We start from the raw sequence: 14,773 nt of genomic DNA, 5'->3' as shown, positions 1-14,773 counted from the left end.
TCAGAAGCTAGTGGACCAAGGCTTCTATTTCAGGCATGTGTACCAATTCGACACCTGCGCGTTTTAGAAACTGAAGCCCTGAATCATCTTTGTAAGCAATGCGGTATACAACGCGTTTAATACCAGACTGATGGATCAGCTTACTACATTCACGACAAGGTGACAAAGTGATGTAAAGGGTTGCGCCTTCACAGGACTGGGTAGAAGAAGCAACTTTACTGATAGCATTTGCTTCGGCATGAAGCACATACCATTTAGTATATCCTTCATCATCTTCGCAAACATTTTCAAAACCGGTCGGAGTGCCATTATAACCGTCAGAAATAATCATTCGATCTTTCACGATAATTGCCCCTACCTGCTTTCTTTCACAGTAAGAAAGCTTGCCCCATTCTTGAGCCATGCGCAAATAGGCCTTATCATATTTGGTCTGTTTTTCTTTTTTCATACCATTTGGAAAAAGGAATTTAGAATCAACCCATTTATGATTCTTTGGGGCAAAACACTAAGATACCCGCTTTCAAATAGCCCAACAATAATTCGAGAGTTAATTTTAAGTGAAAAATTAGAGAGGCATCAAAAAGGAAACGTTCGAATCATCATCGGTATTGTAATCAATCCAATAATTGCCGATGCCACGAGAACATAATAATCTTTACGTACTTTCAAAATGGAAAGCATACAAAAGGAGAATAACAGCACAATTAAAATTATAACGATTTGAGCAATTTCTAGTCCAGTTGCAAAACCGAACAAGGGCTTCAATTTTTCATCCTCTTGAGCCAACATCATATTGAAGTAGTTTGAAAAACCAAAACCATGTATCAAACCAAAGAAAGTGGTAGTTAGACTCTGCAAGTAAATGCCTAAAGACAAAGTGGAAATCTTTATCTCGAGTTTATTAAAGAGTGCCGTTAAAAATATGGTTACCGGGATCAAAAACTCGATCAACCCCGTATCGACCGCCAAGATATCATAGGCCGAAAGAGTCAGAGAGGTACAATGTGCTATTGTAAATAAGGTGGCCAAAAGTGCTACTTGTTTCCATTGTTTAATGGTGAAGGGTATAGCCAAGGCACATAAAAAAAGCATATGGTCGTAGCCCGAAAAGTCAAGTACGTGGTTAAGACCTAATTTTAAATAAAACCAAAAATCACTCATAGTAACGTTTTAAACAACCTTGTTCATCGCCAAAAATCATGACACTTCATTAATTGAACTCTGGCGCAATCCGCATTCCGCACTCATGCTTCACGCCTTAAAATTCGATGTTGATTAGCACTAAAGACCTCTTTCTTTCTGAATTTCTTCATAGGCTCTTTGCACTTCCTTGAATTTTTCTTCCGCGCCCTTTTTTATGGCCTCATTCTGTGTGTTTACCCTATCAGGATGGTACTTCTTAGCCATGGTGCGATAGGCCTTTTTAATTTCCTCATCAGTGGCGTTCTTTTCTATTTCAAGAATCTTATAGGCGTTGTTGGCCGATTTAATGAACATGGCCTTTATACTATCAAAATCACGCTGGGTCACTCTCAAATACCCGGCGATCTCCCTAATTTTAACAATTTCAGGATTGCTGACAGCTCCATCGGCCTGGGCAATTCCGAAGAGAAAATGTAATAACTGTAATCTCACTTCATATCGGGTGCGCTGGTTTAAGAAACTGCAGATACGCTGTGCCGATATTTCGTGTTTCTTGTTGATTTCGTTGAAGGTTCGAAAAATAGCGTTCGCTTTTTCCTTGCCGTAAGTCTGTAAAAAATATTGACGTACATAATCAAGCTCACGTTGGTTTACCTTTCCATCCGCCTTGATGACGATAGAACACAACGAAAGTAGGTTAAGTTCAAAATCGGCCGGGGAAACGCTTTGACGGGCCATATCCTGAAATATGGATTGTGCCCCCCTACCACCACCACTAAAGTTATCGATAAAGCTTCCTAAAAGGAATCCCAAAATTGCACCAGGTAGGCGAAATAGGTAATATCCGAGGATGGCCGCGACCCATTTAATCATGTTATCTTAAATTTTCGGCAAAGATACATTTTGCCCAGCAAATACTGATGCCCAATGAAAATTCTGCCAAAGGGTATGACTTCTTGGCCATGCCATGAACAACCCGAGCGAGGCATAGGAATCGACTGGTGCTAGAGCTATGGGTACAAATTTGATTTTCCCCAATGAAACGTTAAGTTCGCTGCGTAAACGCATCAAAATAAGTATCTTTGTATGCCAAAATAAAAAATCAAAACTATGTATCCCGCAGAATTGGTAAAACCTATGAGACAAGATCTAGCTTCGGCCGGATTTGAAGAACTATATACAGCTGAAGATGTTGAAAAAGCATTGAACCAGAATGGCACCACATTGATAGTCGTGAATTCGGTTTGCGGTTGCGCAGCAGCGAATGCAAGGCCCGCAGCAAAATTAAGTCTGCAGAACGACAAAAAACCGGACCACATTGTTACGGTGTTTGCCGGAGTGGACATCGAGGCGGTAAATGCCGCGAGAAATCTAATGATCCCTTTTCCCCCATCTTCTCCAAGTATGGCATTGTTCAAAGATGGAGAATTGGTGCATATGATCGAGCGCCATCATATAGAAGGCAGACCTGCTGAACTAATTGCGGAAAACTTGATGGGAGCCTATGATGAATTTTGTTAATGATTTAGGTCTAACCTCATTATGAGACTCTAAAAAACCTTTAAAAACCGTTTCTCAAAGAAGCGGTTTTTTATTTTTGCATTATGCAGAAGCTATTGGCATACCCGTTGAGTTTTCTATACTTGATCTTATTCGGTCTTTGTTTGCTGATTTTTCATCCCATTCAATGGGTTTGCTTTAATTTGTTCGGTTATGAAGCACACAGGATCAGTGTGGCTTTACTCAACCTTTGCCTCATGCGCAGCACTCAAGTATTAGGCACTACCTATACTTTTAGCAACCCCCATGACCTTCCTACCGACAGACCCTTGATCATCGTTCCCAACCATCAAAGCATGCATGATATTCCACCTCTTGTATGGTTCATGCGCAAGCACCATCCTAAATTTGTCAGTAAGAAAGAGCTGGGCAAGGGAATCCCGAGCGTATCCTATAATCTTCGTCATGGAGGGTCGATTCTCATTGATAGAAAAGATAGTAAACAAGCCCTGATGGAAATATCGAAGCTGGGAAAGTTTATCGAAAAAAACAACTATAGCGCTGTCATCTTTCCCGAAGGCACACGCAGTCGAACGGGACATCCTAAACCTTTCAAAACCATTGGCCTAAAACTATTAATGAAGAACGCTCCCAGGGCTTTAGTAGTTCCGGTAAGCATTAATGACTCATGGAAACTATTGAAATATGGCAAATTCCCCTTGGGTCTGGGCGCCCATGTTTCTTTTCATGTACAACGACCTATTGAAATCAAAGAAAACCTCGATACGGTTTTGACAGAAGTAGAAAAAGCCGTAGTATCCGGTGTTAACTCTTTCAAATGAGCAAAACGAGCAACGCAGACTATGTAGAACAAACCATCGACTTCGTAAAAGAAGTTTTACAGGGCGCCGAGGGGGGGCACGATTGGTTTCATATACAAAGGGTCTTTAGAAATAGCCTGCTCATCGCGAAAGATGAAGATGTAGATGTGCTGGTGGTAAGCCTAGCTGCACTTTTACACGATATTGCGGATGCCAAATTCAACGATGGCAATGAATCGATAGGGCCAAAAATGGCCACAACCTTTTTGAACCAGCTTAAGATCAACAAGAAAACGACAAAACATGTCGTAAAAATCATTGAAAATATATCGTTTAAAAATTCCTTGAAAAAACGTCGAGGCCGTCCTTTCCGTACAAAGGAATTTCAAGTGGTACAAGACGCAGATCGTCTAGACGCCATGGGTGCTATCGGTATCGCAAGGGCATTTAATTACGGTGGTTTCAAAAATCGAAAACTCTACGACCCTATGATCGCCCCTAATCTCGAAATCACCAAAGAACAGTATAAAATGTCAACTGCCCCCACTATCAACCACTTCTACGAAAAACTCCTTCTTTTGAAGGATAAAATGAACACAGAAACCGGAAAAAGGTTAGCGGAAGAACGCCATCGTTTTATGCTCACCTTTCTTCAACAGTTTTATAAGGAATGGGATCCGTTGGCGCCTTCATCACTAGTCAAAAAGGCAAAGAAACTATAAAACGCCTTAGCATAGCAAAAATCAAGTTTCTAGATAAAGGGCAGGATACGAGGAGTTTAGCCGCAAAATAAAACAAATTCAATGGCCGGTAAGTATAGGTTGCCCACGGTCTTATTCATTTAAAACAGTTTCATTTGCCGACTTTCCGAAACCCCATTGGCCTCTTTACATTTATGATACAACCCATGGTTCAAAGTTGGAAAGGTTTTGTCTTTAAAATAAGTATGTTTTGCCAATTTAACCAGATTATGAATTTGTTCTGCTATTTTTCCTTCCCCGCGACTTCGTACTCCAAAACGGCTATCGTTCAAAGTACCCCCGTGACAGGCCCTAATTTGCGATAGTACCTTTTCGGCTCTATCCGGTAATGACTTTCTGATCCAGTCACTAAAAATTTGCCCAATTGCTCCATTTAGCCGCACTACGGTAAAAGCAAAAGAGGTTGCCCCCTGTTCTGACACGGCTTTTGCCAAATTCATTATTTCATGGCTATTTATTCCGGGAATTATCGGAGCCAACATGGCATTGACGGGAATATTGTGCTCCGACAAAGTACGAATGGTCTTTAAACGTTTTTGAATCGTAGCTGTCCGAGGCTCCAGAATACGTCTGGTGTCTTCCGATAATGAAGTAATCGAGATATTGACACCGATCAAACCATCTTTGGCCAATTCTTTTAGTATGTCAAGGTCCCTTAGAATAAGGGCATTTTTAGTTATGATGCCTACTGGATGTTTATATTTATGAAATACCTCTAGACAAGCCCTTGTAATACCGAATTTGTGCTCGGCCGGCTGATAACAATCGGTGTTCCCCGAAAGTACTATGGTGTGTGCCTCCCACTGTTTACTGCTTAATTTTTCCTCCAAAAGGCTTGCTGCCGATTTTTTGACCAAGATAAAGCGCTCAAAGTCAAGGCCAGGGCCATAACCCCAGAACTCATGGGTATTTCTGGCATAGCAATAAACACAACCATGCTCACAGCCCTGATAGGGATTCATGGAATACATCATCCCTACATCAGGACTCGTTACCTTATTGACAATAGTTTTGGGAAAAATAGGTACGTATTGTGTTCTATTCTCTTCGGCTTCTTCGCCCTCTAAGCGACAATATTCTAAAAAGTCGGCCCTGGTCTCGTAGCTGTATTCGAAAAATCGGTTAGCAACGGTTTTCTGCGCCCCCCGACCCTTCTTTACATTTTTCTGATGTGACATTTTTTTGGATTTATTCCAAAAATATGGAATTTATCCTATTTTTTACTCTCTGTCCCGGTTATTTTAACGGCCTCATTAATTCACCAAAACACGAATCATTTGTTTCTTAGTACCCCTTTTCGCATAGAAAAGTAGGTTGTCGTTGGACTTATCGATGTATGCTCTTGAGACCATAATAGGTAGCCGCACTTCTTTATCATCGACAAGCTTTTGGTAAGATAGGTTCCCCTCGGCATTTACTTTTATGACGAACATGTTGGGGTTTCTACTATAGCCTTGCTTAAAAAGAATGCGCTCATTGCCAATTTTTTGAGGATTTTCACCGGAGTTGATGAAGAAATACATGTCTTCCCCTTTGCCAAAGGCGGTATATGATGCATATGAGGCATCTCCTTGGGTTACTTCTGTCTTATTGATATTTCGTGCCCATTCCATATCACCCTGAGCATTCAGTTTAGCCAAAACAATATCATTATAGTGATATCTTTCAGTGATTTGGGTATGTCCTGAGCTTATATCCTCGCCCTTACTCACAAAATATTCCTCTGCGCTAAAAAGAATATTATGGTAAGGAGTTAGATGTACATCCTTGAAAATCAAATTTTTGACTTCGGTATCTACTTCTCGTCCGAACTTGTCTTTCATAAATTGTTGAGAGAAAGCATTGTATTTTTTTGACGAAATGGCCAAAGAATCCTTGTCTAGCTCAAAATAGACCAATCCGTTGTAGCGATTGTCTTTACGATCTGCATAAAACCCTACTATTTTGAGGGAACTATCGACAAGAATAGGCTTTAATGATTCAGGAAACCGTCCAGCATCATTGAACTCTTGGATTTTATGTCCTTGGGCATCAAAGCGCACCAACTCGTACTGAAACCTTCTTTCGGTGGCATCCATCCTTCTTTTTTTGAAATACGCCTTCCCCATCATATAGAGCGTTTTTAGATCTTTTGATACCTCGATATTTTCAAAGGCGTAGTTCTTATCTTCTACTTCGCTCGAGAAGTCATAGGCGAATTGTGGCTTTAAATCGGTGCCGTAAAGGTAGACCTCATATTTTTGTTCCCTACCTTCTCTAAAATGTACGGTAATGGCAAATGCGGATCGCTCGTCATTAAAATAGGTCGCCGTTGAAAACCCATTTCCAAAATTACGGTTATACTTATTCACCGCTAATGGATTAAGGACTTCCTTGGAAGGAATAGAAAGAAGTATCGTTTCCGAAAAACTAAAACTTTCCAATGAGGAATGGTGAACAACATATTGATAGGCGGCCCGATCATAATTGTAAACAAGCTCTAATAAATATAGCTGTCCATTCTTTACAAAGCCATCGACCATATGGTCTCCGGCATATTTGTAATTATAATCGGTTATTAGGTTAAGTCCTTCATCGTAAATTTCGATAAAATATCCTTTCGGATGTAAGGGGAACCCCCCATAATACGTTCGAACCAAAACGGTCTGCCCATTATTCGGACTGTCAATCGTAAGCACGGTAGAATATTTATACCTATCGGAATAATTATCGCCCAAATTGTAATTCACTGGGATATCTTGTGCCATTGTAAGTGCGCCAGCAAGCATGAGCACCATGGTCACGAAGCCTTTTGTCATACTCATAAGTAGGTTTTTGGGTATCTTATTTGCCCGGGAAATCAGCTTTTCGTTTCTCTAGAAACGCAGAAGTACCCTCTTTAAAATCTTGGGTGCCAAAACAAGCTCCGAAAGCCTCTACTTCCGTGGCAAAACCATTACTAGGAGTAAAACCTTTATTTATGGCTTTTATTGCATATCCTATGGCAACGGAGGAATTATTCGATATTTTACCGGCCAACTTCTCACAAAACCCTAAAAGTTCTTCCTGAGAAACGACATGATTCACCAAACCATAGCCAAGGGCACGGTCCACATCGATCATGGAAGCAGTCATGATCAGCTCCATGGCCCGGCCTTTTCCGATCAACCGTGGCAGCCGTTGTGTACCCCCATATCCAGGGATTAGCCCCAATGAAACTTCTGGAAGGCCCATTCTGGCGTTGTGACTTGCCACCCTAAAATGGCATGCCATGGCCAATTCCAGTCCGCCCCCAAGTGCAAAACCGTTAATCGCTGCAATAACAGGAGTCGTTAGGTTTTCTATATAATCAAAAAGTAACTTCTGTCCATTAGCGGCTAGTAGGCGTCCTTCTTCTTCCGAAAAATCGGCAAATTCAGAGATATCCGCCCCGGCCACGAATGCCTTTTCACCACTTCCGGTTAAGATGATGACCTTGACATCGGCATTGTCTTGGAGCCCCTCAAAGGCTTCATGTAGCTCTTTAATTGTTTCTTGATTCAAGGCGTTAAGTTTCTTAGGCCGGTTTATGGTAACAATGGCCAAGCCTTCTTTAATAGATATTAAAACATTTGTAAAAGTCATTTTATATTTTTTAGTATGCTACTCTTCGATGATTCGATCCTCCGTTTCTTGGGGAAATTTTACCGTAAAAACGGTTCCTTTTCCGGGCTTTGATTTAAAGTAAATACTACCCTTATAGGTCTCTACAATATTCTTAACCATCCCTAACCCCAACCCGGTCCCACTGGATTTGGTCGTAAACTTGGGCTCAAAAACTTTCTCTTTAAGTTCATCGGCTATACCTACACCGTTATCAGCAACAGAAATTTTGACGGTTTCTGCCTCGGAGGTTACAGATACCAAAATTCGCGGAGGGACTTCATCAGGAATTGCCTGAATCGCGTTCTTTACGAGATTGGTTACAATACGTATCAGTTGTGTACGATCAAGTTTTGCAATAATCTCTTCTTCATCCGATATAAAGTGGATATACTCTTCGTTGAAGATATCCAAAGCCAATTTAACGATTTTCACTACGTTCAGCGTTTCGTTTTGTTGGGCGGGCATTTCGGCAAAATTGGAAAATGCCGAGGCAATACTACTCATCGTATCGATTTGTTGAATCAACGTATTCGAGTACTCGGCCACCTTGTTCTCTATGTCTGGATCTGTCGGGTCAAATTTTCTCTGAAAACTTTGAACGCTTAATCGCATAGGGGTCAACGGATTTTTAATTTCATGCGCGACCTGTTTCGCCATTTCCCGCCAGGCTTGTTCGCGCTCACTACGTGCCAATTTCGATGCGCTATGCTCGAGTTCATCAATCATGGCATTATAGGAAGTGACCAATTTTTCTATTTCCTCACTAGGATTGTCAATTATTATTTTTTGGTTCTTTTTAGTTAAATCGGTCTTTCCCAAAAGGTCTGATATCGTCTGCAGCGACCGTGTAATATATGTCGAAATAAAAAAGGAAAGTGCGATGGCAATAAATAACATTAAAAGATATACCCCGCCCAAACGCATCAAAAACTCTCTCAATTCCATATCGTTGAAAGAATCATCTTCGTAATAGGGCAAATTTAATATACCAATAGGTTTAAATTTTTTGTCCTTGATATACGTATACGAAGCCCTATAATTATCGCCGGCCAAGGCCTTTTCTTCTACATATCGCTTATCGGCGCTTGCTTCAATTCTATTTAAAATTAAGGGGTCTAAACAATTTGAAATGGAATCGACTTCGAATTTCGCCCGTGAACTTTTAATAAGCTGGCCATCAAGGTCGTATATGTTCATCCTTTGGCTCTGTACATTGGAAATGCGATAAATTTCTTGATCAAATATATACCTCAAGTTTTCAGTAGTTACCGGAAAGGTAGTTTCCCTCAAAACATACTCAACGCTCTGCCTTACTTGCTCTTCTTTGCGCTCAAGTCTTTCTCCATGGTAATCTCGAGACTGCTCGTTATACTGGTAAACCGTCACACCCACAATCAATATGGACGCAATGACCACCAACAATATCATTGACACGAATATGCGCGACCGAAGGGAAAGTTTTGTGAACAAGTGTTCAAAGTTTAAACTTAAAGGTACTAATTATGGTCTCTCCATAAATTTTGAAAAAAAGGAAACATGCCTTCCTTCCTTGAATATCTAATTTCTCGTTGCAATGCAAACTTTATACCAAGAAAAATAGTTCTTGTTCTCTAAAAAACGTAAATCATGCTTCCGGATTGTTATCCCGAAACCTTTTATACAACTTGACCCCTAACATCAGAAGTAGGACTAATACAAAAAGCCCGACCAACCCGAACACCCAACTAAGGGTACTACGTAGTATGACCAAGAAAATAATAGCAAACAATAGAATGGTTGCGCCTTCATTCCAAATACGCATATACCTCGACGTATAGCGAATTTCGTTCCGCTGTAGTTGCCTGAACATATGATGGGTCTTTAAGTGGTATCCGATCAAAAGTAATACAAAACCCAATTTTAAGTGCATCCAGGGTTGCTGCAGCCAACTAGGCATAAGTATCAATAGGCTAATGGCAAAAACGGTAGCCAATATCGCTGAAGGCCAAGTAATAATATACCATAAACGCCTGGCCATCAATTGCAGCTGTTGTACTAAAATTTCCCTGCCAGGACTAGGTTTATCAACGGCTTCAATGTGATAAATAAACAAGCGGGGAATATAAAAAAGGCCGGCAAACCATGTAATGACAAAAATTAGGTGAAGGGCTTTGATATAATTATAATAGTCTGACACCAGAATTTTATTTTATGGTTCGCATTCAAAGTTAGCCAATTTCAAGGCATATTTGCGAAAGGAATACAAGGTACCTATAAGCACATCGTAACGGGGTAAGCTGTCATTTTAAAAGGTCGAATATCTTCAAGTGCTCCGGATTCATGGGTCTGGCGTTACTTTTTCTATCAGGAAACGTTTGAAAAATATAGCGAAGCTTACCTTGCTCGTCTAAAACTAAAAACTTTGGTGACTCGGGAATAGAAATATTCTTGATATACCATGAGATACATTCGTTAAGTACTGGAAAATCGGCTTTCTTTGCCATAAATTCCGCTTTTCCATTTTTTGCAATCAGGGCCACCGCATTGTATTGTCCGGTTTCGACCAGATTATTCATCGATTTGATGTGCGAGGAACGCACTTGACCCGGTTCTTTATAAAGACCTACGACGGTATATTTGCCAAGGAAATTCCCTTTTTTTACTAGAGCTCCCGTATTATCCAAAAACTCAAAATCGGGCAACGGCCGATCTAAAAAATCAAAAACACGATAGACCTCTTCATCTTCCTCCTCCTCTAATACCACAATGGCAATATTTTCAATTATGGAGTCTTTCACTAGAACACGTTCAAACGTTTTATAGGTAACTATTTGAGGATTATATTCCCGTGCAATCATGGCCAAGCCTTCTCTGAACGTTCGCTCGTCGACCATGTCGTTTTCTATTTTAAAGTATTTTTGGCCGTACAGGCACTGCACAGCAAGTAAGCCTATTATTGGTAATAGCAATTTGTGGGAGGCCATTTCCTTTCTTAAAAAGTATATTGAATCTTTAAACTTTAACCCCATAAATGTACTAAAAATGTCAAAATAGAAAAAGGAAGTGTACCGCTCTAAAAAACACATGGAATGCGTATTTTAGCATATAAAGTTGCTACAAAATTAATGAGCGATAAAAAGTTACATCCGGAGGACCTTGCCACTCTAAAAATGGCAAAATACAAAATGGAACGAATTGGTTGGGCCATGGAGGGCTTGAACAAAATGGGGAATCTCATAGAAAGTCGACTCGAACTTCTTCCCGAAAAACAGCAAAAATGGCTCAAGCAACTAAGCTACAAGGTGTTGATTACTGTAGTCAGGGCAAATTTGACTACCATGAAATCAGGAAAAACAATGACTACGCCTTTAAACACTATGTATAAGGGGCTCGTAACCTCATCTGGTATGCTAGGGGGAGCTTTGGGCGCGACCGCCTTTACAGTTGACCTAGGCATCACCACTAAACTCATGATGCGCTCCATCATGGACATTGCCAGAAGTCAAGGAGAAGATTTAAGCGAGCTTGATACCCAACTAGCCTGTTTACAGGTATTTGCCCTAGGCGGCAAAACAAAACATGACGATAGTATCGATACCGGTTACTTTGCGACCCGAATTGCGCTTAATGCCGCCGTAAAAGGTTCTTCAAGTAGGTTAATCGAGGGACTATTGGTGGGCACCTCGAGCCCGATAGTACAATTCATTGCCCAAATAGCCTCAAGATTTAGCGTACAGGTCTCCGAAAAGTTTGTAGCACAGGCTATTCCTTTGGTGGGCGCAGTGGGTGGGGCTTCCATTAACCTCGCTTTCATTCAACATTTTCAAAATATGGCTCAGGCCCATTTTAGTATTCGCCGATTGGAACGAAAATATGGGCAAGAATTGATTCGAAAAAATTACGAAGGGATACCGGTAGAAAATGCAACCCAAACCAAGTTTTCGTAAAAAATAATTTCTCCAAATTTTTGCAATGGGGCAAGAAAACATCATATAAGCGGTACGTCATTAAACATTGGCCCGAACCCGATTCGCTTGCCTATATCCCCATCTCATTCATTACTGAAATCAAGAAAAGCTCACTTTTCAAATAAATAGATTTGACAGAACGCAAAAGGTTTCCACTTTAATTATGGATTAAATGCTTTTCTATCAAAAAAAGACTATCTACTCATTTTACTTTAAACCGTTCAGAGTTGTTTTAAATATGTATTTTTAGGGCTAATCAATGTGTAAAAATGAAAAACGGCATATTACTTTTGGTCTATTTTGTAGGTACTCTTTACGCAGTACAAGCACAAGAATTTTTGTACGGAGACCCACTGCCCGATGCCCCCGAACTCTCATTAAGAGGGCCACATCGTATCGGGGTTCGCACCTTGAATTTGGTGAATGAAAAACAGATCGACATCCTAAATTCCAAAGCGGGTAACGATGCTGTTTACGACAGGCCGTTGACCGTAGAAGTATGGTATCCGGCCAATATGGACGAAGCGTCCGAGACTTCGGTAATTTACGAAGAAGTTATGGGAACACGGGGAGACACTCTAAGACCTTTGATTCCTTTTTCCTTCAAAGGAAGAGCGTTTCGCAATGCGGTACCGAAACAAACGGATGGCACAGAAGCTTTTCCTCTAGTCATAGTTTCACATGGGTATGTGGGGTCACGTTACCTTATGACCTATTTGACAGAAAACTTGGCCTCAAAAGGCTATGTGGTCGCTGCCATCGATCATACGGACTCTACCTTTAAGGATGCCAATGCTTTTCATAGCACCCTTCTTAACCGGGCCAAAGACATTAAATTTGTGCTTCAGGAAATGGTTCGTTTGTCAAGCCCTGAAAGCGATGACCCGCTTTCTGGTCTGGTTGATGCCGAAAAAATAGGTATAATCGGATATTCCATGGGTGGGTACGGCGTTTTAAATGTAGCGGGAGCCGGGTACAGCGATACATTGAATGGCTTTTTCACCCAAATGACCCAAGGGAGCAAAGCCATTGCACCCTTAACGGCCAGCCATCCCGAGTATCAGAATCAAGTCGATCCTAGAATCAAGGCCGTGGTAGCGTTTGCCCCTTGGGGAATGGAACGTGGTGTCTGGAATGCTGAGGGTCTCAAAGGATTACGGGTACCTACTTTTTTCGTTGCAGGTAGCCAAGATGACATTTCTGGCTACGAAAAAGGAATCAAAGCTATCTTCGAAGGAGCCGTCAACGCAGACCGGTACTTACTCACCTACGAAAATGCCAGGCACAACGTTGCTCCAAATCCGCCGCCAAAAGAGTCTTTACAGCCAGGGTTGCACATCGACGAGTATAACCGCTACGCCGATGCGACTTGGGACCAACGCAAAATCAATAATATCAACCAACATTTTGTAACCGCATTTTTAGGAACCCACCTAAAGGATCAGGATTTTTCGAAGTTTTTGGATGTTCCCCAAAACTCCAATGACCAAGACTGGCCGGGTTTTAAGCCCCGATCATCGACAGGTATGGAGTTGTTACACATAATGGGCGAGAACTAAAATTCGAGCGTACTTAGCCGCCCAACGAACGCCTGACTTCCCTCCGCAAATATATTCCAGTGACCACGGTCGCCAAGACATCGGCAATGGGAAAAGAAATCCATACGCCCAATTCATCGAAATAGCGAGGCAAAATCAAAATTAGGGGAATAAAAAAGAAGCCCTGTCTTGACAAAGTTAGAAGCAATGCCGGAATAGCCTTTCCTATAGCCTGAAAATATGCTGCTCCAATAAGCTGCAGGGCAATAATGGGGGTGGCCGCAAATACCCATCGCATAGCCGTAGGCGTATGCTCTAGAACGAAGGCATTCGTGGCGAGCTCAACCTCAGACATATGTGCTTTACTACTCAAGAACAAACCGGCTATTTCAGCTGGAAATATGAACAGTCCGATAAAAACGAAGGTCGCCAGTATGGACGCGTAAAATATTGCGGTATATATCACCTTTCGAACCCTTTGGTATTTTTTGGCCCCATAATTGAATCCGGCGATGGGCAAAAAACCTTGGGTAACTCCGAAAACAGGAAAAAGGGCGAACATCAACATCCTTCCGATAATGGCGTAAACCGCTACCATAGCCTCCCCACCCAGTCCAAAAAGAATATTGTTCATTAACAAATAGACTACGCTTGTAGTCGCCTGTCGTGAAAGGGTTACAAAGCCTAACGATCCGATTTCCTTGAGAATCTTTGGGTCAAGTCTGAAACAATTCGGGCTCAACCTTAACTCTGAGTTAGAGGAAAGAAAAAAGTAAAGAATATATGCGAAACAGCATACGTAACCTATGGTCGTGGCCCATGCTGCTCCCTGCATTCCCCAATCAAAAACATAGATAAAAATATAATCCATCAAAAGATTGCTTACAGAGGGTATAATCATGGCCACCATAGCGAATTTGGGCTTTCCTTCTGCGCGAATGACGGTGTTACCCATCATGCAAAGCGCTAAAAAGGGAATTCCGTAGAGTACGATTGTATAATAAATTTTGGCAGGGGAAAAGATGGCACCTTTACCTCCAAAAGCAGGAATGAGGGAATCTATGTAATATAGCCCTAAAGCGACCATACTGATAGTAATCACCAACGTGAGGGTAATCTGATTACCGAAAGTTTTAATAGCCCTAGGATAATTATCGGCTCCCAACGCCCTCGAAATGATACTTGAACCCCCAATACCTATCGCCATCCCCAAAGCCCCAATAAAAAAGGAAACCGGTAAAACAACATTGATAGCCGCAATGGCGATGGAGCCTATCCAGTTACCAACAAAGATAGAATCGACCAATATGTTCAAAGACATCACCAAAATACCAATGGAAGCAGGTACCGCTTGTCTAACTAACAAACGGCCTATAGGCTCCGAACCTAACTGATCTGCCGATACACTTGAAGGTTTTTTTCGCAAGTTTTTAGATCTT

15 protein-coding genes are annotated in these 14,773 nt (G+C 41.4%); 5 read left to right on the top strand and 10 right to left on the bottom strand.

The genetic code is table 11. The annotated features are described in order from the left end of the window. Positions 1–7: 7 nt before the first annotated feature. The 3 genes from F2B13_RS13670 to F2B13_RS13660 all read right to left on the bottom strand — a co-directional run bounded on the left by F2B13_RS13670 (position 8) and on the right by F2B13_RS13660 (position 2,016). A complete protein-coding gene (locus tag F2B13_RS13670) occupies positions 8–448 on the bottom strand; it encodes a deoxycytidylate deaminase (protein WP_149274013.1) in 441 nt (146 codons plus the stop codon). A gap of 128 nt (positions 449–576) precedes the next feature. After that, positions 577–1,161 carry a HupE/UreJ family protein gene (locus F2B13_RS13665; protein WP_149274011.1) on the bottom strand — a complete coding sequence of 195 codons (585 nt, stop codon included), beginning with the start codon at positions 1,159–1,161 and terminating at the stop codon, positions 577–579. A 120-nt stretch (positions 1,162–1,281) separates the two neighbouring features. Then, entirely contained in the window at positions 1,282–2,016 is a 735-nt protein-coding gene (locus F2B13_RS13660; protein ID WP_149274009.1) for a tellurite resistance TerB family protein, read from the bottom strand. A 237-nt stretch (positions 2,017–2,253) separates the two neighbouring features. Between F2B13_RS13660 and F2B13_RS13655 the strand changes: the two genes are divergently transcribed. The 3 genes from F2B13_RS13655 (at position 2,254) to F2B13_RS13645 (ending at position 4,186) form a co-directional block, all read left to right on the top strand. Further along, the gene (locus F2B13_RS13655; RefSeq protein ID WP_149274007.1) at positions 2,254–2,664 is read left to right on the top strand and encodes a BrxA/BrxB family bacilliredoxin; all 411 of its coding nucleotides are present in this window, start codon (positions 2,254–2,256) and stop codon (positions 2,662–2,664) included. An 83-nt stretch (positions 2,665–2,747) separates the two neighbouring features. Next, entirely contained in the window at positions 2,748–3,485 is a 738-nt protein-coding gene (locus tag F2B13_RS13650; RefSeq protein ID WP_149304432.1) for a lysophospholipid acyltransferase family protein, read from the top strand. Continuing rightward, entirely contained in the window at positions 3,482–4,186 is a 705-nt protein-coding gene (locus F2B13_RS13645) for an HD domain-containing protein (protein WP_149304431.1), read from the top strand. Before F2B13_RS13650 ends, F2B13_RS13645 begins: the two co-directional genes overlap by 4 nt. Before the next feature lie 119 nt (positions 4,187–4,305). On the opposite strand, the gene F2B13_RS13640 is transcribed toward F2B13_RS13645, so the two are convergent. The 6 genes from F2B13_RS13640 to F2B13_RS13615 all read right to left on the bottom strand — a co-directional run bounded on the left by F2B13_RS13640 (position 4,306) and on the right by F2B13_RS13615 (position 10,914). Continuing rightward, positions 4,306–5,403, bottom strand: coding sequence for a PA0069 family radical SAM protein (locus F2B13_RS13640; RefSeq protein ID WP_149304430.1), 1,098 nt, complete (start codon positions 5,401–5,403; stop codon positions 4,306–4,308). Positions 5,404–5,478: 75 nt separating this feature from the next. Next, a complete protein-coding gene (locus F2B13_RS13635) occupies positions 5,479–7,029 on the bottom strand; it encodes a hypothetical protein (RefSeq protein WP_232625238.1) in 1,551 nt (516 codons plus the stop codon). 19 nt (positions 7,030–7,048) lie between these two features. After that, complete coding sequence (locus F2B13_RS13630) at positions 7,049–7,828, bottom strand: enoyl-CoA hydratase-related protein (RefSeq protein ID WP_149273999.1); 780 nt, start codon at positions 7,826–7,828, stop codon at positions 7,049–7,051. 18 nt (positions 7,829–7,846) lie between these two features. After that, positions 7,847–9,277, bottom strand: a complete 1,431-nt coding sequence (locus F2B13_RS13625) for a sensor histidine kinase (protein ID WP_149275402.1) — start codon at positions 9,275–9,277, stop codon at positions 7,847–7,849. Between the two features lie 196 nt (positions 9,278–9,473). Continuing rightward, positions 9,474–10,025, bottom strand: a complete 552-nt coding sequence (locus F2B13_RS13620) for a CopD family protein (RefSeq protein WP_149273997.1) — start codon at positions 10,023–10,025, stop codon at positions 9,474–9,476. 103 nt (positions 10,026–10,128) lie between these two features. Next, positions 10,129–10,914, bottom strand: a complete 786-nt coding sequence (locus F2B13_RS13615; protein ID WP_149273995.1) for a hypothetical protein — start codon at positions 10,912–10,914, stop codon at positions 10,129–10,131. Between the two features lie 3 nt (positions 10,915–10,917). Between F2B13_RS13615 and F2B13_RS13610 the strand changes: the two genes are divergently transcribed. Next, on the top strand, positions 10,918–11,775 hold the full coding sequence (locus F2B13_RS13610) for an EcsC family protein (RefSeq protein WP_149273993.1): 858 nt from the start codon (positions 10,918–10,920) through the stop codon (positions 11,773–11,775). Between the two features lie 290 nt (positions 11,776–12,065). After that, positions 12,066–13,355: an alpha/beta hydrolase family protein gene (locus F2B13_RS13605; protein ID WP_149304429.1), complete on the top strand. Its 1,290-nt coding sequence runs from the start codon at positions 12,066–12,068 to the stop codon at positions 13,353–13,355. 13 nt (positions 13,356–13,368) lie between these two features. Here F2B13_RS13605 and F2B13_RS13600 read toward each other — a convergent pair whose 3' ends face one another. Beyond that, positions 13,369–14,760, bottom strand: a complete 1,392-nt coding sequence (locus F2B13_RS13600; RefSeq protein WP_149273989.1) for an MATE family efflux transporter — start codon at positions 14,758–14,760, stop codon at positions 13,369–13,371. Between the last annotated feature and the right edge of the window lie 13 nt (positions 14,761–14,773).

Origin of the sequence: Pareuzebyella sediminis, from assembly GCF_008367235.1 — a bacterium.
GTDB classification, from domain to species: domain Bacteria; phylum Bacteroidota; class Bacteroidia; order Flavobacteriales; family Flavobacteriaceae; genus Pareuzebyella; species Pareuzebyella sediminis.
The sequence above is the reverse complement of the archived record's forward strand: the minus strand, read 5'-3'. Positions and strand labels throughout refer to the sequence as shown.